The following is an 18,868-nucleotide window of genomic DNA, read 5'->3' on the forward strand; positions in this document are numbered from 1 at the left end:
TGCATAAACATCCCTTTGGGCCGCCCAAAGGGATGTTTATGCAGGTGGGGAGCGTTTGGAAGGGTGTCTATGATCGGTTCGTCCGACGGCCCGTGGAGCCGTCGGCGAGTGCGGCACAAGGAGCCTGACGTGAGCATCCCCGACCCCACCGGGACCGCCGAAACCCTGGACACGCTCGACGTGGACCGAGGCGACGCCGAATACCGCACCTGGCTCAAAGAGGCCGTCCGCAAGGTCCAGGCCGACGCCAACCGCTCGGCCGACACGCACCTGCTCCGCTTCCCGCTGCCCGAGAGCTGGGGTATCGATCTGTATCTGAAGGACGAGTCGACCCACCCCACCGGAAGCCTGAAGCACCGCCTCGCCCGTTCGCTCTTCCTCTACGGTCTGTGCAATGGCTGGATCCGGCCGGGCCGCCCGGTGATCGAGGCGTCCAGTGGGTCCACGGCAGTCTCGGAGGCGTACTTCGCGAAACTGATCGGCGTGCCCTTCGTCGCCGTGATGCCCCGCACGACCAGCGCCGAGAAGTGCCGCCTCATCGAGTTCCACGGCGGCCGGTGCCACTTCGTGGACGACTCCCGCAAGATGTACGAGGCCTCGGTGGCCCTCGCTGCGGAGACCGGCGGCCACTACATGGACCAGTTCACCTACGCGGAACGGGCCACGGACTGGCGCGGAAACAACAACATCGCCGAATCCATATTCCGCCAACTGGAGCTGGAACGTTTCCCGGAGCCCGCGTGGATCGTCGCCACGGCGGGCACCGGCGGCACCTCGGCGACGCTCGCCCGCTACGTCCACTACACGCAGCGGGACACCCTCATCTGTGTCGCCGACCCGGAGAACTCCTGCTTCTTCGAGGGCTGGACCACCGGCGATCCGGACGTCACCTGCGACTGCGGCTCCCGGATCGAGGGCATCGGCCGCCCCCGTATGGAACCCAGCTTCGTCCCCGGTGCGATCGACCGCATGATGAAGGTCCCGGACGCGGCCAGCGTCGCCGCGGTACGAGCCCTGGACCAGGCCATCGGCCGCAAGGCGGGCGCCTCCACGGGCACGGGCCTGTGGAGCGCCCTCAAGATCGTGGCGGAGATGGTCGCGGCGGGCCGGCAGGGCAGCGTGGTGACCCTCCTGTGCGACGACGGCGACCGCTACCTGGACAAGTACTACTCGGACACCTGGCTGACGGAACAGAACCTCGACATCGCGCCCTACAGGGCAACGATCGAGGACTTCCTGAAAACAGGCGTGTGGCCCAGCTGACCCGGCCCCGTCGGCCGGGAACACACAGGCGGGCCATGACCTCGGTGAAGGCGGGTGCATCGCCCGCCTGTCCGGCGGTGAGGACGAAAGCCGGAGGCGACCGGGGGCGGCGGTGAACGTGCTACTTGACGGCGCCCGCGGTCAGGCCCTTGCGCCAGTACCGCTGGAGGCTGATGAAGGCGACGAGCAGGGGGATCAGTGACAGGAAGGCACCGGTGATCGGCAGCAGCGGTGGCACGCCGTTGGCGAACTCCGACCGCCACTGCACCAGGCCGACCGTCACCGGCAGCCGCGAGGGGGAGTTGAGCATGAGTGAAGGCAGCAGATAGTTGTTCCAGATGCCGACGAACTGGAACAGGAAGACGGTCACCAGCGCCGGGGCCATCAGCGGCAGGGCGATCCTGAAGAAGGTGCGCCCCTCGCCCGCTCCGTCGATCCGTGCGGCTTCCAGCAGTTCGTCCGGGACGGACGAGCCGGCGAAGATCCGGCACAGGTAGACGCCGAACGGGCTGACGCAGCTGGGGAGCAGCACAGACCAGTAGGTGTTGGTGAGGTCGAACTTGGCCATGAGCAGGAACAGCGGCAGGGCGAACATCGGCGCCGGTATGAGGACCGAGGCGAGGATGACGTTGAAGACGCTCTCGCGGCCACGGAAGCTGAACTTGGTCAGCGCGTAGCCGGCCATCGCGGACAGCAGGGTGCTGACGGTCGCGCCGACGAGGCTGTAGAGCGCGCTGTTGGCGAGCCAGGTGGAGAAGACGCCGCCGTCGAAACTCAGCACGTTCCTGATATTGGTGATCAGGTCGAAGTGGGAGAACCACAGCGGCGTACCGGTGTAGAGGTAACCCGAGCCCCTGGTCGCGGAGACGAACAGCCACCACAGCGGGATCAGCGTGTAGACGGCCATCAGGCCGAGCACGCCGTTGACGACGACCCTGCTCGCGATCTCACTGCCGCGGCGGGCCGGTCGGGCCGGTCGGCTGCCCAGGACCACGCTCATGCCATCGCTCCCTTGCGCTGGGTGTACTTCAGGAATCCGAACGAGAGCACGAGGGTGACCAGGGCGAGCACGACGGACTCGGCGGCTGCCAGGTTCTGGCCGCCCACGTCCATGCCCAGGGTCGTGTTCATGATCGGGGAGAGGTCGCCGGTGATGAGCAGGGAGCCGCCCGGGGCCGTGATCCGGGCGTGGCGAATGTGGTGGCGGTTGCCGTTCTCCTGCGGGCGGACGTAGGGGGTCTGCATGGCCGGACGGTCGACCTGTGGCGGCCGACCCGCGCCGCGGCTCGGCAGTCGCGGTAGGCCTCACCGGGACCGGGGCCGAACCACTCGACCTCGGCGTCGGTGCCGGGCAGCGACATCGCGACGCCCAGGCGGGGCAGCGGTACCGGCCATGCGCCGTCGGGAGTGACGGTGGTCTCCAGCCGGAGCCGGGTCCGGTCCGCGCCCGGTCCGTCGCAGGCTGTCCAGCGGTAGACCACGTCGAGCCCGGAGGAGGAACCGGCGGCGGCGAGCCGGGCGGTGACCGTGAGTCCCGAGGCGTCGGGTTCGACGCCCAGGACCTCGTGGCGCATCCGGTGCAGTCCGGCGGCGAGCCAAGCAGGGATCTGCGCCTCACCGAAGGCGTTGAGCAGATCGTTGTCGATCGGGGCGCGCCAGACATCGAGCCTCGGGCCGTCGAGTTCCAGGGCGCCGAGCCGGACGAGCGCGCCGGTGCGAACGTCGAACCGCGCCGGACCCAGCGCGAGGTACCCGTCGTGGGCGGTCGCCGGCGCCGGTGTGAAGGGGATGGGCGAGCGGGCCGGAACCACCAGCCCCTGACCCCAGGCGATCTCGTGGCCGGCCGCGGCCCAGGTCTCATCGGTGGCGAGCACCGCCGTCACGGTCAGCCACACCTCGTGGCCGGAGCCGTTCTTGCGCGCCGCGTCGAGCGCCGCGTCGAGCGCCGCGTCGAGCGCGGCGGCGAGATCGGCGGCGAGATCGGCGGGCCATGCGACGGCTGTCGTCCCGCCCGGTGCGACCGCGGGCACGGTCAGGCCGCCGGAGCCCACCGGCTCGCCGCCGTCCTCGACGCTCCACCGGAAGTCCAGGTAGGTGCTGTCGCGGACGTGGTGCGGGTTGTGCACGGAGATCCGCCGCGCCGCCGGGGCGATGTGGATCCGGACCGGCTCGATGACCTTCTTGTACTCGACCAGGCCCGGCGACGGCGTGCGGTCGGGGAACAGCGGCCGGTCGGCCACGAAGTTGCCGTCGTGGACCTCTTCCCCGAAGTCGCCGCCGTAGGCGTAGAAGGGCTGGGGGTCGTCCTGTCCGGTGTGCCGGAGGATCCCGTGGTCGATCCACTCCCAGATGAAGCCACCGGCCAGGCGCGGGTGCGCCTCGATGACCTGCTGGTACTCGGACAGGCCGCCGGGGCCGGCGCCCATGGCGTGGCCGTACTCGCACAGCACGGCCGGCAGCGAACGGCGGTCGGCGCCGTCGGCCGGATCGGCGGTCGGGGTCTCCTGGCCGCGCCCCACGGCGGCCAACTCGTCCACGCCGATGTACATGCGGGAGTACAGGTCGACGTAGGAGCAGCTCGCCCAGTCGCCTTCGTAGTGGATCAGGCGGCCGTCGTCGCGCCGGCGGATCCACGCGACCGTGGCGGCGAGGTTCGTTCCGGTGCCGGACTCGTTGCCCAGCGACCAGACGATGACCGAGGGGTGGTTCTTGTCCCGTTCCACGAGCCGCGCGGTCCGGTCCAGACAGGCCTCGCGCCATGCGGGGTCGTCGCTGGGGTTGCGCAGCCGGCCGCCGGGCTCGAAGCCGTGCGTCTCGAGGTCGCCCTCGCGGAACACCCACAGTCCGTGCTCGTCGCACAGGTCCAGGAAGCGGTGGTCGGACGGGTAGTGGCTGGTGCGCACCGCGTTGATGTTGTGCTGCTTCATGAGCGGCACGTCGGCCGCCATGGTGTCCTCGGTCAGGGTCCGCCCCGTCAGCGGGTGCCATTCGTGGCGGTTGACGCCCCGCAGGGAGATCGGCCGGCCGTTGACGGTCAGGACCCCGTCCACGACCGCCACGGTGCGGAAGCCGATGCGCAGCGGTATTCGCTCACCCGCCGCCGAGACCAGTTCCCCCGAGTACAGGCGCGGGTTCTCGTCCGACCAGGGCTCGACGCCGTCGATCACGTGCGGTCCGGCGGGGTCGGCGGCGGTGATGCCGAGCTCGGGCACCGACAGCGACACCCGGGTCGGGGCGGTGACGTCGATGGCCAGGGTGCCCCGGCCCGTGGTGTGGTCGTAGGCGGTGCGGACGAAGAAGTCCTCGACACCGCGAGCGGCCACGGACACCGACCGGAAGATCCCGGACAGCCACCGCATGTCCTGGTCTTCCAGGTAGCTGCCGGACGACCACTGGTGCACGCGGGCCGCGAGCACGTTCCGGCCCGGCCGCAGAGCGGCGCGGACGTCGAACTCGGTCGGCAGCCGGCTGCCCTTGCCGTCGCCGAGCCGGACACCGTTGAGCCAGACCGCGAACGCGGAGTCGACGCCCTCGAACCGGAGCACCGCGTCAGCTGCCGGGAACCCGTCCGGTACCTCGAACCCGACCGGCGGTACTCGCCGGTCGGGTTCTGCCGGGGCACCCTCGGCGGGTCGACCGGAAACGGATAGAGGATGTTGGTGCAGGCCGGGGTGCCGTAACGCGGCTCGCCTAACAGGCCGGTCATCTGCCAGCAGGACGGCACGGCGAGCAGGTCCCAGCCGGCGTCGTCGAAGTCCGGTGCGGCTAATTCCCCGGTGAGGTCGTCCAGCCCAGACGCCAGGCGGAATCTCCAGTCGCCGTCGAGCGCGACCACGGGCAGGTCGGAGGCGAACGCGGCGCGCGGCCGCAGCCGTCCGGTGCCCGGTGACCGGTCTTCGACGTAGGCGTCGGGGCCGGGGTCGTTCATTGGTGAGGGGTCCTCTCGGAAGTCGTCGAGGTGACGGGAGACGGCACAGCGGGACCTGCCGACGGCTCCCTGGATCACGCAGGTCGAGCGGCTTCGGGTGCTAGGTGGTTGCTCGGGGCGGAGCGCTGCTGTCCCGGACCGTCAGGGTCGGGCGCAGCAGTGTGATGACGTTGACCGGCGGCCGACCGGAGTCGATGGCGCGCAGCAGCAGTTCGACGGCCTGCTGAGCCATCTCGCGCTTCGGGAAGGTGACCGTGGTCAGCGCCGGGTCGATCCGTCCGACCTGCGCTATGTCGTCGAAGCCGACGACGCTGACGTCCTCGGGGACCCGCCGCCCGGACCGGATCACCGCCTCGATGGCGCCGACGGCCAGGACGTCGTGGGTGGCGAAGAGTGCCGTCAGTGCCGGGTCGGCGTCCAGTGCCGCGCAGGCCGCGTCGTACCCGCCGGCCGCGTCGTCGCTGGTACGGGTGAACACCTTGCGGTCGTCGATGGCCAGCCCGTCGGCGGCGAACGCCCGGCGCAACCCGCCGACGCGTGGCGCGTGGGAGGGAAGGTCGGCGATCACCGCGACGTTCCGGTGGCCGAGCTCGCGCAGGTGGCGCCCGGCCAGGAATCCGGCGTGCTCGTAGTCGATGGACACCACCGGGAGCGTGGTCGGCGGGTCGCCCTCCCAGGCGAACAGCGCGACCGGGAAGGTGGCCGCGGTGAGCATCGGCACCTGCTGCACGACGCCCTTGTCCCCGGCGACCAGCAGTGCGTCCACCGAGCGCGCGGCGAGGTTCTCCAGGTGGGCCCGGGTGTAGTCGGGATCGTCGCGCGTCGTGGCCAGCAGCAGGTTGTACCCGTGGCCGACCAGGACGTTCTCCACCTCCTCGACCACCTCCGAGTAGAACGGATTGGCCACCGACGGCACGAACAGCCCCACGGTCGAGGTGCTGCCGGTGCGCAGCGAGCGCGCCACCAGGTTCGGTTTGTAGCCGAGTTCGGCGATCGCCGTGTTCACCCTCGCCAGGGTCTCCGGTCGCACCTTCTTGCCGGCCACCACGTTGGAGACGGTCTGCTTGGTGACTCCTGCCCGAGCGGCCACTTCCGCCATAGTCACCATGAGTGCTCCCGAACTTTTATCGATCCACGAAGTTGCGTCAGCGTAGGATCGCGCGCCGCGAGAGGGCAAGGCGTTATCGGAAGACCGTGATGCAGCCGTTACGTGAACGGAGGGAAACGCTGCAAGTCGCGCATGCTTCCGGGCAGTTGGGTGCGCGGACCGTTGACGTCGCAGGAAACGCGCTATTAACATCCCGGCCACACCGGTCACGTGGATCGGTCAACGCTGTGGAACCATCCTGGTCCACCGCGTCAACCAACAACTCGACGTCACCCCGTGCCATCCCACCGGGTGCGTCGTGGTGGCCCTCTCGGTAGCGGCAGCCCCAGTCGCGGCAGCTCGGCAACGGTGTCGCCCATGCTCCGCGCGTCCCCGGCGGGCGGCGAGCGCCCGAACAGACCTGGAACGGTCTAGTCCTGAGGAGAGACCCGCATGATCCGACCGGCCGGCAACGAAGCCGACTCGAAGCTCACTTCGGCGCGAGGCACCTCGCGCGTCAACCGCATCATCGCAGCCACCGCCAGTGCCGCCCTCACGGCGGCGAGCGTCTTGCTCACCGGCGCGGTCTCCGCACACGCCGCCACCCCTGTCACGGTCCACACCTACGCGCCGTCGGGCGTGGGGGGCGGCACCACGACGTCGCCGGATGTGGCGGCCACCAAGTACCAGGTGCAGGTCGCCGGAACACCCGTCCAGGCCGTGCAGTACACCCAGAACGGCCACAACTTCGACATCGCGCGGTTCGCGTCGAACTCCCGGACACCGACGATCACGGTCACGCTGCCCAGCACCACGATCAACACGGTGAACGTCTACCCGGCGCGCTACTACCCCGCCGGCAGCGTGTCGGTGAGCACGGACAAGCACACCCTGACGTTCCAGATGTCGGCGACCGCCGGGTTGAACCAGGCGATCGTGATGGTCAACGGCGACTCGACCAACGCCGCCGGTCAGCCCTATCTGGCGGTCATCAACGATCCGATCGAGGATCCGTCGCAGCGTCCGGACACCACCGACGCGCCGGACGGTTCGGGCGTCAACACGCAGACCGGGGTCGTCAACTTCCAGCGGTTCGCCGCCAAGTACCTCGCGGCGCACCCGAACAGCGCGGCCCAGACCGCGCCGGCCGCGACGACCAGCTCCATGGCGGGACGTACCGTCAACGGCACCGCCATACCGGCCGGCCAGACCACCTCGGCCGGCAGCCTGGTGAGCGCGAACACCTCCAACGTGCGCTACCCGAACCAGCGCGTGATGGCCGCCGGTGACGCGACGTTCGCCCTTCAGGCAGCGATCCAGACCATCAAGGCCAACCCCACGCAGCTCAACACCCTCTACTTCCCGAACGGCACCTACCTGTGGTCGGGCCTGCAGATCAACGGTGTGAACGGCGGCGCGCTCAAGGGCGGCAGGCTGAAGATCTACACCGACGAAGGGGCCCTGCTGCTCAACCGGGTCCAGGCGTACATGGAGGCCTTCGAGCCGGCGATCGGAATCGTCAACTCGAACAACGTCGAGATCGACGGCCGCGGTGTCTTCGACGCCAACGGGGTGGCGAACTACAACACCTCCGGCGGCGGTGACCTGCACGACGCCTACCGCAGCCAGCACCAGGGCGGCGTCATGGTCATGCACTCGTCGAACATCACCTTCAACGACACCTACGAGCGCAACGCGAAGCAGTGGAACTACGAGACCCACACTGCCAAGAGCGTCACGTTCAACAACATCAAGGCCCTCACCCCGTACGCCCAGCCGTGGGTGGACGGCACGGACTTCGCCAGCGGCCAGAACATCACCGCCAACGGCGTCTTCACCCTCGGCAACGACGACGCGTTCGCGTCCGGCCACTACAACCCCAGCAACGGGTTCACCCCGCTCGCTTCCGGCGTCTGGAACAACTTCCAGCTCGGCACCCCGAGCGCCAACGTCCAGGGCTACGTCAACGCGATCGGCGCCTACGACGCCGTCTCCAACCAGCTCGGGTTCAACTCCGACCAGTGGGACAACGAGGACTCGAACAACATCTCGGTCAGCAACACCCTGAACTGGACCGTCGGTGCCGGCAACGCGATCCGACTGGGCTACCAGACACTCGGCCACAAGCTCGGCAACTTCACGTTCGACAATTTCAACTCGGTGTCGGCCCCGGTCGGCGGCATCACCGTGATGAACAACTCCAACACGTACCCGCGCATCCAGAGCCTCGTGGTGAAGAACAGCTCGATCGACACGTCCCGGCTCGGTTCGGGATCGATCGGCATCGGCGGCGGCAACGGAACCACCCAGACCATCACCGCCGACCAGCAGGCCAACTACGGGTACGCCCCCAACCCTGACGGGTCCGGAAACACGTACACGTACGTCAAGTCCCCCATCCCCACCGTCAACCTCGACAACGTGTGGTTCTCGAAGCAGACCACGAACAGCATGAACGGCGTCACGAACGCGACGCTGAACAACCTCCGTGTCGCGGGCCAGCTCGTCGAGTACACCGGCCAGCTCCCGCTCACGACGAGCGGCGTCGGCACCCTGACCACCACCTACACGGACGCGAACGGGCAGACCCAGAACGTCAAGCCCGGCGCCGCCACCAGCGGCGACACCTGGGTGGGTGCGTGGTCCGGCGACCAGAGCACGAACAACTCCTCGGACCTGACCCTCATCACCCGCAACACGGGCAACGGACTGATGGGCGAGCAGTACACCACGGGATCCGGAGACGGGAAGCTCTCCTACCTCCAGTTCCCGCTCGGCAGCCTCACCAAGGCACCGAGCCGGGCGACCCTCCACCTCACCTACGTCGGCCACCGCTACACCTCGGTTCCGTCGACCGACACCGACCAGCTGCTCGTTCAGCCCGTCATCGCCACCACGTGCACCGGCGGCGGCACGTCCTGCCCGGTCCCCACGATGACCTGGCCGAACCGGCCGAGCTTCACCGCCACGACCTCCTCCGTCGCCAGGTCGGCCACCTTCGCCCTGGGTTCGACGGTCATCCCCGAGGGCGGCGGGGCCCACCAGGGCAACGCCATCGACGGCCGTGACATCACCGTCGACATCACCTCCTTCGTCCAGAACGCCTTCGCGGCCAACCAGTCCACGCTCCTGCTCGCCGTCGGCGACACGGGCACCAACCACGAGCTGCGCTTCGTCAGCTCCGAAGGCGCCACCGGCTCCGGGAAGCTCACCAACGGGAACGCCGACATGATGCCCGCGTTGACCGTGACCCCGTAGGCCGCCGCACCACCGCACCGAGTACGCACCACGAGCACGACAGGCAGCGCTGGTGGCCCAGAGCCGACCAGCGCTGCCCTGCCGTCTCAAACAGGGGCACTTCCGCTCGGCTGCCTCCGTCAGCGACTACGCCGCCACGGTCACCGGCGGCGACGGCTACCTGAACATGCGCGGCACCTACCCTGCCGGGAGGGGCGCCTTCGGCTACGAGGGCGCCCCTCTCAAGGGCGCGGGGAACCGCGCGACAAGCCACAACGGCGCCGCACCCGCAAACGCACCTGCCGAGGCACCCCCTCAGCCGGCCCCTCAGATACCACCCTCACCGGCGACAATCAGCCGCCGCAAATGCTCCGAAATCTCTCCCCGAGCCTCGGCCGCCAGCCCCGAATCCGTCACCAACGTATCCACCTGCTCCAACGCGGCGAACGAACTGAGCCCCACCGTCCCCCACTTGGTGTGGTCGGCAACCACCACAACGCGCCGGGCGGACTGCACGAGCCGCCGATTGGTCTCCGCCTCCGCGAGATTCGGCGTGGACAGCCCCGCCTCGACCGATATCCCGTGAACGCCGAGAAACAGCACGTCGAAATGGAGCGACGCGATCGCCTGGTCGGCCACCGGCCCGACCAGCGAGTCGGACGGCGTCCGCACCCCACCGGTCAGCACCACCGTCGCCGCCCCCTGCCGCTGCCCCGAAACCCGCTGCGCGGTGTGGAACACGTCGGCGACACGCACCGAGTTGGTCACCACGGTCAGATCGGGCACGTCCAGCAGTTGATGCGCCAGCGCGTAGGTGGTCGTACCGCCCGACAGGGCGATCGCCGAGCCCGGCGCGACCAGCTCCGCCGCGGCCAGGGCGATGTCCTCCTTGGCCGTCAGTTCCAGACCGGACTTCGCCTCGAACCCCGGCTCGTGGGTGCTCGCCTCGACCACCGGCACCGCGCCGCCGTGCACCTTCTCCAGGACGCCCTGGCGGGCCAGCGTGTCGAGGTCGCGGCGTACCGTCATGTCGGACACGCCGAGCTTGCGGGTCAGTTCGTTGACGCGAACGCCCCCACGGCGCCGCACCTCGTCCAGGATCAGGGCGCGGCGTTGCTCCGCGAGGAGGTTCTGGTTGTCATTCACGACCGCTCCACGTCCTTCCGGGGTTCCTTCGGGCCCGTCGGTCCAATCGCCCCCACCATCTCCGACACGTCCCGCACACCCGCTGCGAACTTGTTGCGAACCCGCTCCGACAAGGACATTCCTCCTGCTACCGGCCCGGCGGACGTCCCATACTCGCATGGGCCTGTACCTGTCGCGCCACTGCCCGTCATGACACGGGCATGCCATTCTGGCGGTGCGGGCTCCCCACCTGTCACACGGATCGGGGAGATTCCGTGACGAGAGGTGTACGGAGCCCGCCGGGCGGAGATCCTCCTGTCCCGCGCGGCAACGTCCCGGAGCAGGCAGGCCGCCCGCGCGGCACGGGGGAAGTACGAGCAATCGGGGGAAGTGCGAGCAGTGGAGCACACGCAGGAACGGGCCGCGAGGACCGGCGGAAGAGACAGGACCGAGCAGCCCAACAAGGCCGAGCGACCCAACAAGGCCGAGCCACCCAACGAAACCAAGCCTCCCAACGAAACCAAGCCGACCGGCGAAACCGAGTCACCCAGCGCAGGGGCGACGACGACCGGCATGGCCCTGGAACTCCTCGTCCACGGCGTGGGCGGAGCCACGCCCGAGAAGATGCTCAACGATCCGCGCACCGTCCGCATCACCGGCGACGACACGGCCGCCGTCTTCCGCCGCGTGGACGACGCCGGAGCGGAGGACCGACCCGCCGACCCGGAGGGCGCGCCGGTCCGCGAGGCGTACGTCTGGTGCAACCTCACCTCCGGCAACGGCGCACGCGCCCTGTGGCTGTTGCTGCTGCCGTTCATGGTCGTCAACCTCGCCCACTGGATGCGGCCGCCCGCCCGCGACCGGCAGGGCACGGTCCGCTTCCACGGTCTCCTGGTGCGCCTCGCCGCCCTGAGCCTCACCGTTCTCCTGGTCGCCGCCGCCTGCGAGGTCGCCCTCGACCTCGCGGCCTGGCAGTGCGCGGGCACACGCGCGTGCGCCGAGTCGCACTCCTGGCTCGGCTTCCTCTCCCCGGCCAGGTCGGACGACGGCTGGTGGAGCGCGCCGGGCCGCCGCCTGGCCCTGGCCGCCGTGGTGCCCGCCGCTCTCACCGGCCTGCTCTGGTTCCTGTCCCGCCGGACCTGGAGCGCCTACGAGTCCCAGCGGCCGATGGCCCACGCCCCCGAGCCCTCCGAGGAGAACATCCGTACGGCACTGGGGCGGCCCGGGTTCTGGTACGGACGGCGGCTGGTCGCCCGGCTGCGCGCCGCGCACACCGCGGCAGGCCTGCTGACGGTCGCCGCCGCCCTGGGCTCCGCCGCCGCCCGCCACGACCGCGCGCCCGGCGGTCCGGCGGTACTGGCGACCCTGGCCGAGGTGCTGTACGCCGCGCTGATCGCCGGGGCCGTCGCCGTGGTGTGGGTGGTGTGCCGCAGAGGGCGCAGTGAAAGGCGCCTCGACCGGGAACTCGACGCCCGTCTCGTGCGGTTCCTGCCGGGCGGCGCGCTCGCCCTGCTGATCCTCACGGCCGTGTACGCCGGCTGGTCGCGCCCCGGATGGAAGTCGGCGGGGCGGCTGCCGGGCGACATGACCTTCGGTGCCCTCGCGCTGTTCCAGGGCACCGTCGTCATCGTCCTGGCCGCGGTCGCCCACCTGCTGTACCGCGCCCACCCCGACCCGCGTGCCGCCATGCGCGGCTTCGCCGGACCCGCCGTGACGACGCTCGCCTGCGCGCTGGGCGGCGTGATGTCCGGCGGGGTCTCCCAGCGCGTCGCCGACTGGCTCGACGGCACCGGCGGCACCATCGAAGGCCCGCCCGTCCTGCTGACCTGGCAGGCATCCGTGATCCCGGCCGTCCTCCTCGTCGTCCTGGGCCTCGCGGGCTGGCTGGCCCGGCAGACCCTGCGACTGCGGCGCGCCCAACTGGCCGCCGTCGAGCAGGACTACGCGGACAGTTCGGGGGCGCCCCTGGACGCCGTACGCACCCGCCGTATCGCGGGCATGCGTGCGATGGCCGCGCTCACCGACCGGGCACCCCGCATCGTCGGCATCACCTCCGCGGTGACGCTGCTCCTGGGCGCCGCCGCGCTGATCGGGGCCCGGGTCACGGACGACACGCCGGGCGAGGCCTCGTACGGCGCGTACGTGGTCTTGCGGGGCGCCGCCCAGGCCGCGCAGGCCCTCGGGTCCTGGCTGATCGGATTCGGCTTCCTGCTGTTCGTCACCTGGGGGCGGCGCGCCTACAAGGACCCGGCGGCGCGGCGCACCATCGGCATCCTGTGGGACGTCGGCACCTTCTGGCCGCGCGCCTCGCATCCCTTCGCACCGCCCTGCTACGCCGAGCGCGCGGTGCCCGACCTGACCTGGCGGATCGCCACCTGGACCGAGGCCACCGGCGGGCGTCTGGTCCTCTCCGGGCACTCCCAGGGCAGCGTCCTCGCGGCAGCCGCCGCCTGGCAACTGAAGCCCTCGGTGCGCAAACGCGTGGCGCTGCTGACGTACGGCTCACCGCTGGAGCGGCTGTACGGGCGCTGGTTCCCGGCCCACTTCGGCCCCGCCGCGCTCACCTCGCTCCATCACGACGTGGCCTGCTGGCGCAACCTGTACCGGCTCACCGACCCCATCGGAGGCCCCGTCCACCTGCCCGGCGACTGCGGCCCCGAGGTGGACCGCGCACCCCTCAAGGACCCCCTCGCCCACGGCCGTGACAGGGAACACCCGCTGCCCTCGCCGGTCCTCGGCCACTCCGACTACCAGGCCGACCCCGCCTTCGCCGAGGAGCGCGAGGAACTGCTGGCGCGACTGCGGCCCACCGGGGCACCGGCCGGACCGCTGCCCGGACCCCGGCCGGGTCCCGGGGCTCAGGGCAGTTCGGGCAGGTCCTCCGGATAGAGCAGGGTCAGGTCGTCCGTGCTGGGCTCGGCGTGCTGGGCGACCCGGCCCGCGTGCCGCTCGACCATCGCCTCGAACGTCTGGCGTGCCGTGCGGCCGTTGCCGAAAGTGGCCCCCTTGGGGATCTCCTCGAAGTACTTCAGCAGGGCCTCGGAGGAGCCCGGGCCGAGCCGGTACTCGTGCTCCTCCGCCTGCTGCTCCACGATCCGCAGCAGTTCCTCGGGGCCGTAGTCACCGAAGGTGATGGTCCGCGAGAAGCGGGACGCGACACCGGGGTTGACCGACAGGAAGCGCTCCATCTCGGCCGTGTACCCCGCGACGATCACCACCACCGCCTCCCGGTGGTCCTCCATCAGCTTCACCAGCGTGTCGATGGCCTCCTTGCCGAAGTCACGGCCGGAGTCCTCCGGGGACAGCGCGTACGCCTCGTCGATGAACAGCACACCGCCGCGCGCCCGGTCGAAGGCCTCCTGGGTGCGGATCGCCGTCGAACCGATGTGCTCGCCGACCAGGTCCACCCGGGACACCTCGACGAGATGGCCCTTCTCCAGGACACCGAGCGCGGCCAGGATCTCGCCGTAGAGCCGGGCGACCGTCGTCTTGCCGGTACCGGGGGAGCCGGTGAAGACCAGATGGCGGCGTGGGGAGGCCGCCTTGAGGCCCGCCAACTGCCGGCGCCGGCCGACCTCGATCATGTCGGTGAGGGCCCGCACCTCGCGCTTGACGCTCTCCAGGCCCACCAGCGCGTCGAGTTCACCGAGGACGTCCGCCGAGGACCGCGCGGCCCTCTCCGGCTCGGGCGCGGCCACCGCCGGGTCCGGCTCGGTGGCGCGCTGGCCCGGGATGGCGCCCAGCAGCCCCGGCGACCGCACAACCGTCTGTACGGCCGTCTCCGGCGCCGGGGGCGTGCGCAGCGTGCCGCTCTCGTCGCTGGTGCAGTCCTCGACGACCGGTCCGCCGCCGGAGGCCGTGCCGGACCCGCCGTCGGCGAACTCGTAACCACCGCGCGCGCACCGCTCCGTACGGCACTTCGTCAGCGTCGAACGGCAGCCGTCTATGACATGGAAGCCGTAGCCCTCGCTGCCCGTCACCCGGCACTGCAGGAAGCTGCCCCGGCCGCCCGCCGACACATAGAAGCCCGCCTCGGCGGGGGAGTCGACCGTGCAGCGCTCGATGGTGGGGTCGGCGCCCTTGGTGACGATCACGCCCGTCTGGGTGCCGACCACCGTGCAGCCGCTGAGCGTGCCGCCGCTGCCGTGGTCACGGAACCAGGCGCCCGTCGCCGCGTCCCGGATCCGGCAGTCGTCGAGCTGCGCCGTCGCGCCGTCACTGACCGACACGGCCGTGTTCCGCACCTGCGAGAGGTCGCTGTCGATGACGTCCGCCCGCGAGCCCCGGTCGAGCACGAACAGCGCGTCCGGTACGTCGTGCACCCGGCAGGACTCGAGAACCGCCGTGGCGCCGTCACTGATCCACACCGCCGGATAGTCGCCGGTGCTGTCGAAGATCTCGCACTGGTTGGCGTCCACCCGCGTGCCCGGGTCCCACACCGACAGCCCGTTGCGCCCGAACTGACGCACCGTGGTGCGGGTCAGCGTGAGGACCGAGCGGGACCGCAGGTCGACCGCGTTCTCCGGGATGTCGTGGATACGGCAGTCGGCGAGCGTCAGCACGGCGTCGGTGTCGAGCGTCACGCCGTCCGCGGACGTGCGGTGCACCCCGCAGTCGGTGAGATGGGCGGTGGCCCGGCCGGTGACCTGGACACCGCTGCCCCTGACCTCGTAGATCTCACAACCGACCGCCTCCAGCGCCGAGTGCTCGCCCGAGACCGACAGACCGACGCCCGAGGTGTGGTGCACACTGCAGCGCTCCAGACGCGGATGCCCGCCGTCGCGCACGGTCACGCCCGCCTGTCCGGCCGCGACGACCTCGCACTCCTCGAACACCCCGCCCGCGTCGTCCAGTACGGCGATGCCGGCGCCCGCCGGGTTGTCGACCGTGCACCGCCGCACCGTAGGGCGGGCGCCGCCGCGCACCTCGATGCCGGCGGCGGACCGGGTGACGATCCGCACGTCCAGCAGCTCGGGGGTGCCCTCCTCGACGAGCACCGCCGCCGAGGTCGAGTCCTGGCCCTCCACATGCAGGTCCTGGACCACCGCAGAGGCGCGCACGGTGAGCGGCACGCCGTCCAGGGGCGCGATGCGCACCGAGCCGGGGGACCCCTCGGGGCCGCGCAGCGTCACCGCCCGCTCGACGACGAGGTTCTCCCGGTAGGTGCCGGGCGCGACGGTGAGGACGTCACCGTCCGCCGCGGCCTCCAGAGCGGCGGCGAGCGACGCGTACTCACCCGTGCGGCGCCGCCACCTCGATGTACCGGTGTGCGTCACCTGGACCGTGCCCTGTGCCATGGCGCTGCTGTGCCCCCACCTCGTGGAACGCGGGATGTCGCGGAAGGTGCCGAACGATGTCGGCCGGTCCACCGTAGCGTGCGCGGGCACGGTGGGTTGACCAGAGCCGCAAGGCGGTCAACTCCCGGTCCCCGTCCGGCCCCAGTCGGGTCCGGCCCGTTCCCAGGCCTGGTCCCAGCGGGCGTACCGGCGACGGACCATGCGCCCGAGGATCAGACGCCTGCCGCTCTCGGCGAGGGCGGCCGACAGGACGGTCGCGGCGAACCCGGCGAGGACCGCGTGCGTCGTCGCGGTGACGGTGTCCAGCGGGCGGGCGGTTATTCGGCCCTGTCCGTCCGTCCACAGCGTGAAGTGGTCGCCGGGATGCGGGGACTTGAGGCTCGCCATCACCGTGCCGTGCTGCCGGGTGCCGTCCGGCCCCGTCCAGTCGGCCCGTACGCGGCTGCGCGTGTCCCGGGGGGAGGCCGACTCGGGGTTGGGCTCCAGCGGGGAACGGGCGAGCTTCTTGACCACGGTGGCCGTGACCAGATGGCGCATCTCGTGCTGGGCCCGTACGGCCTGTTGCAGTTCGCGCTGGGCCGCGTCGCCGACGAGGACGCCGATCAGGGGTGCCGCGAGCACGATCAGCAGCAGGGCCACGAGTGCCGTCCAGGCCTCCGCGAGGTCGGTCGCGCGGCGCAGCGGATTGTGCCGCCAGTGCCAGAGTCCGCCGATCGCCCGCACAGCCGCCCCCTCCCGCTCCGTGACTACCGGTCGGAGCAGTTCACGCACGACGCCGGTCCGGGAGAGAGCGAGATCACCCCTCGTCGCTTCTCACCGGCCGGCTCCTGGACATCTCACCAACCCAACGGGCGAGCCCCGTGCCGGTGTTCCCGCCCCCGGAACCGAATCGGAAGATCACGCCCGCCTATTCGAGAACCGTGAACGGATCGCCGACGCCGATCGTGCCCGGAGTCTCCGGCACCAGGTTCTGGCCGAAGATCAACTGGTTTCCGAAGCGGCGATGGCGCCCGAGTGTGCGCAGCGGTTCCCGCCCGCGCTCGGTGGTCTCCTGGTCGGTGGTGGTCACCACGCACCGCCCGCACATCTTGGCGACGCGGAAGGTGACCTCGCCGATGGCGATCCGGGACCAGTCGTCCTCGGCCCAGGCAGCCGTCCCCGACAGCACCACGTTGGGCCGGAAGCGGTTCATCGGCAGCGGGCCCTCCTGCGGATGGTCCCCCTGCGCGATCAGGGCGTTGAGGGCGTCGAGGGACGCCAGTGTGGTGACCAGCAGCGGATAGCCGTCGGCGAAGCTCACGGTCTCGCCGGGCAGCGCGAACTCCGGTTCTATCTCGCGGCGCGTGGCGGGGTCGTCCATGTGCAGCAGACGTACGTCCTCGCCCAGATAACCGCCGCACCAGTCATGCGCGTCGTCGCCCGCGAGGACCGCCTCCACCTTCGTGCCGAAGATGTCCACCGTCGTCGTGTCCGCCACCTCCGGGACGGGCACGGTCAGGGGCGCGCGACCGGGTGCTGACAGCCGGATCCCGCCGTCGGGCAACAACTCGGCGGCGGCCAGCGCCAGACGAGGATGCTGGCGCTGAGTGACGACCTTTCCCCCTGCGTCAATCAGTACCCAGCGTCGGTCTCCGGCCAGCCCCCAGGGCTCCACCACGGCCTGCCGGGGCGTCTGGCCCCGGAACGCCTTGACCGGATGGATGTGTATCGAGTGCAGCTCCGCGTTCCCCATACCACCATCGTGCCAGCAGGCACGGACAGTCCGGGGTGGGAATCAGTACCCGCGGTACTGCTGGTTGTTGTACGGGTCCTGGTACGGAGTCGGAGCGGGCCGGGGAGCCGCGGGCCGCATCGCCTCGTAGCCGGTGGCCGCCGCCGGACGCTGCTGCGTCGGCTGGCCGCCGCCGGGGTAGCCACGCTGCGGAACCTGCTGCGGGATGTACGCGGCGGGAGCCTGCTGCAGCGGCGAGGGCTGCGGCGCCTGCTGGTAGCCGTAGGAGGGGATCTGCTGGGAAGGGCCGGCCGGCAGTGCGGGAAGCATGGACGGCAGCGCGGGCAGGTTGCCGCCCGTGTCGTACGCGGCGGGAACCCGGATCGGAGCGATCTGCGGGGCCCCCCGCTCTGCGACGAGCGAGTCGTAGATCGGAGTGTCCGGGAAGGCGGAGTAGTAGCCGCCGCCGTAGGTGGAGCGGGGGGAGGTCATGGCACATAAGTTAAACCCACATCAGCCGGTTGGGGAGACCGGCAGGGGGTTGAATTCCGTGTCGGCTGTGACCTGAGAGGGCCAATGCGAGCGAACTCGCCGAAAAGGGGCACGGGGTAATGCAGTGATCAGGTAAAGACCAGGTTCCAGGCGGGTTACCGACGGGTCGCCCCGCGTTCTTCCCGCGTTCGAGAGGGCAGTTCGAGGAGAGTTCACCGGCCCGGGAGAATAGGTTTGGCCGCACGTCCGGCAGAGATGAGGGCACCATGTCCATGGCCAAGGGATCGAATACGCCGGTGCCCACGGCGGCACTCCGGGTCGAGCTGGGCTGGCGCCCCGGGCCGGGCGTGCCCGACGCGGACGCCTCGGCGCTGCTGCTGGTGGCCGGCAAGGTCCGCTCCGACAGCGACTTCGTCTTCTACAACCAGCCCGCGCACTCCTCCGGGGCGGTCCGGCACGAGGGCAAGCGGGACGGCGGAGGTCAGGTGACGGACACTCTCCTCGTCGACCTCACGCGCGTGGAGCCCGCCGTCGAGACCGTCGTCCTCGCCGCCTCCGCCGACGGAGGAACGTTCGGACAGGTCCCCGGCCTGTACATCGAGGTCCGTGACGCGGCGCAGGACACGGTGGTGGCCCGCTTCGACAACGCGGGCGCCAGTGTCGAGACCGCGTTCGTGCTCGGCGAGTTCTACCGCAGGCAGGGCGCCTGGAAGTTCCGCGCGGTCGGC

General features: G+C 70.7%; 12 protein-coding genes and 2 pseudogenes. 4 read left to right on the forward strand and 10 right to left on the reverse strand.

The window, feature by feature from the left end; translation table 11 throughout:
• Positions 1–129 precede the first annotated feature (129 nt).
• Positions 130–1,263, forward strand: a complete 1,134-nt coding sequence (cds1, locus tag AOK08_RS10350) for an L-cysteine desulfhydrase Cds1 (RefSeq protein WP_422125731.1) — start codon at positions 130–132, stop codon at positions 1,261–1,263.
• A 121-nt stretch (positions 1,264–1,384) separates the two neighbouring features.
• Here cds1 and AOK08_RS10355 read toward each other — a convergent pair whose 3' ends face one another.
• From AOK08_RS10355 to AOK08_RS10365, 5 genes and pseudogenes are all read right to left on the reverse strand, one after another.
• Positions 1,385–2,263 carry a carbohydrate ABC transporter permease gene (locus AOK08_RS10355; protein WP_055525193.1) on the reverse strand — a complete coding sequence of 293 codons (879 nt, stop codon included), beginning with the start codon at positions 2,261–2,263 and terminating at the stop codon, positions 1,385–1,387.
• Positions 2,260–2,394 carry a hypothetical protein gene (locus tag AOK08_RS48390; RefSeq protein ID WP_277816019.1) on the reverse strand — a complete coding sequence of 45 codons (135 nt, stop codon included), beginning with the start codon at positions 2,392–2,394 and terminating at the stop codon, positions 2,260–2,262. The genes AOK08_RS10355 and AOK08_RS48390 overlap by 4 nt, the downstream gene beginning before the upstream one ends.
• A 60-nt stretch (positions 2,395–2,454) precedes the next feature.
• Positions 2,455–4,808: pseudogene (locus AOK08_RS44510) on the reverse strand (glycoside hydrolase family 2 TIM barrel-domain containing protein); the annotation flags it as partial.
• A 101-nt stretch (positions 4,809–4,909) separates the two neighbouring features.
• A pseudogene (locus tag AOK08_RS49100) lies at positions 4,910–5,191 on the reverse strand (hypothetical protein); the annotation flags it as partial.
• A 100-nt stretch (positions 5,192–5,291) separates the two neighbouring features.
• Positions 5,292–6,299 carry a LacI family DNA-binding transcriptional regulator gene (locus AOK08_RS10365; RefSeq protein ID WP_055525194.1) on the reverse strand — a complete coding sequence of 336 codons (1,008 nt, stop codon included), beginning with the start codon at positions 6,297–6,299 and terminating at the stop codon, positions 5,292–5,294.
• A gap of 432 nt (positions 6,300–6,731) precedes the next feature.
• Between AOK08_RS10365 and AOK08_RS10370 the strand changes: the two genes are divergently transcribed.
• A complete protein-coding gene (locus AOK08_RS10370; protein WP_055525195.1) occupies positions 6,732–9,536 on the forward strand; it encodes a glycosyl hydrolase family 28 protein in 2,805 nt (934 codons plus the stop codon).
• A 306-nt stretch (positions 9,537–9,842) separates the two neighbouring features.
• On the opposite strand, the gene AOK08_RS10375 is transcribed toward AOK08_RS10370, so the two are convergent.
• Positions 9,843–10,661, reverse strand: coding sequence for a DeoR/GlpR family DNA-binding transcription regulator (locus tag AOK08_RS10375; RefSeq protein ID WP_055525196.1), 819 nt, complete (start codon positions 10,659–10,661; stop codon positions 9,843–9,845).
• Between the two features lie 552 nt (positions 10,662–11,213).
• Here AOK08_RS10375 and AOK08_RS10380 point away from each other — a divergent pair.
• On the forward strand, positions 11,214–13,529 hold the full coding sequence (locus tag AOK08_RS10380; RefSeq protein WP_055525202.1) for a hypothetical protein: 2,316 nt from the start codon (positions 11,214–11,216) through the stop codon (positions 13,527–13,529).
• On the opposite strand, the gene AOK08_RS10385 is transcribed toward AOK08_RS10380, so the two are convergent.
• The 4 genes from AOK08_RS10385 to AOK08_RS10400 all read right to left on the reverse strand — a co-directional run bounded on the left by AOK08_RS10385 (position 13,499) and on the right by AOK08_RS10400 (position 18,140).
• Positions 13,499–15,937 carry a right-handed parallel beta-helix repeat-containing protein gene (locus tag AOK08_RS10385; protein WP_055525197.1) on the reverse strand — a complete coding sequence of 813 codons (2,439 nt, stop codon included), beginning with the start codon at positions 15,935–15,937 and terminating at the stop codon, positions 13,499–13,501. The genes AOK08_RS10380 and AOK08_RS10385 overlap by 31 nt on opposite strands.
• 117 nt (positions 15,938–16,054) lie before the next feature.
• Positions 16,055–16,660, reverse strand: a complete 606-nt coding sequence (locus AOK08_RS10390; protein ID WP_055525198.1) for an Rv1733c family protein — start codon at positions 16,658–16,660, stop codon at positions 16,055–16,057.
• Positions 16,661–16,844: 184 nt separating this feature from the next.
• On the reverse strand, positions 16,845–17,669 hold the full coding sequence (locus AOK08_RS10395; protein WP_055525199.1) for an MOSC domain-containing protein: 825 nt from the start codon (positions 17,667–17,669) through the stop codon (positions 16,845–16,847).
• A 42-nt stretch (positions 17,670–17,711) separates the two neighbouring features.
• The gene (locus tag AOK08_RS10400) at positions 17,712–18,140 is read right to left on the reverse strand and encodes a DUF6643 family protein (protein WP_055525200.1); all 429 of its coding nucleotides are present in this window, start codon (positions 18,138–18,140) and stop codon (positions 17,712–17,714) included.
• Between the two features lie 272 nt (positions 18,141–18,412).
• On the opposite strand from AOK08_RS10400, the gene AOK08_RS10405 reads away from it, so the two are divergent.
• Positions 18,413–18,868: TerD family protein (locus AOK08_RS10405; protein ID WP_198539230.1), on the forward strand; the 456-nt coding region annotated here is incomplete at its 3' end.

Origin of the sequence: Streptomyces graminilatus (assembly GCF_001418565.1) — a bacterium.
In the GTDB taxonomy this organism is placed as follows: Bacteria; Actinomycetota; Actinomycetes; order Streptomycetales; family Streptomycetaceae; genus Streptomyces; species Streptomyces graminilatus.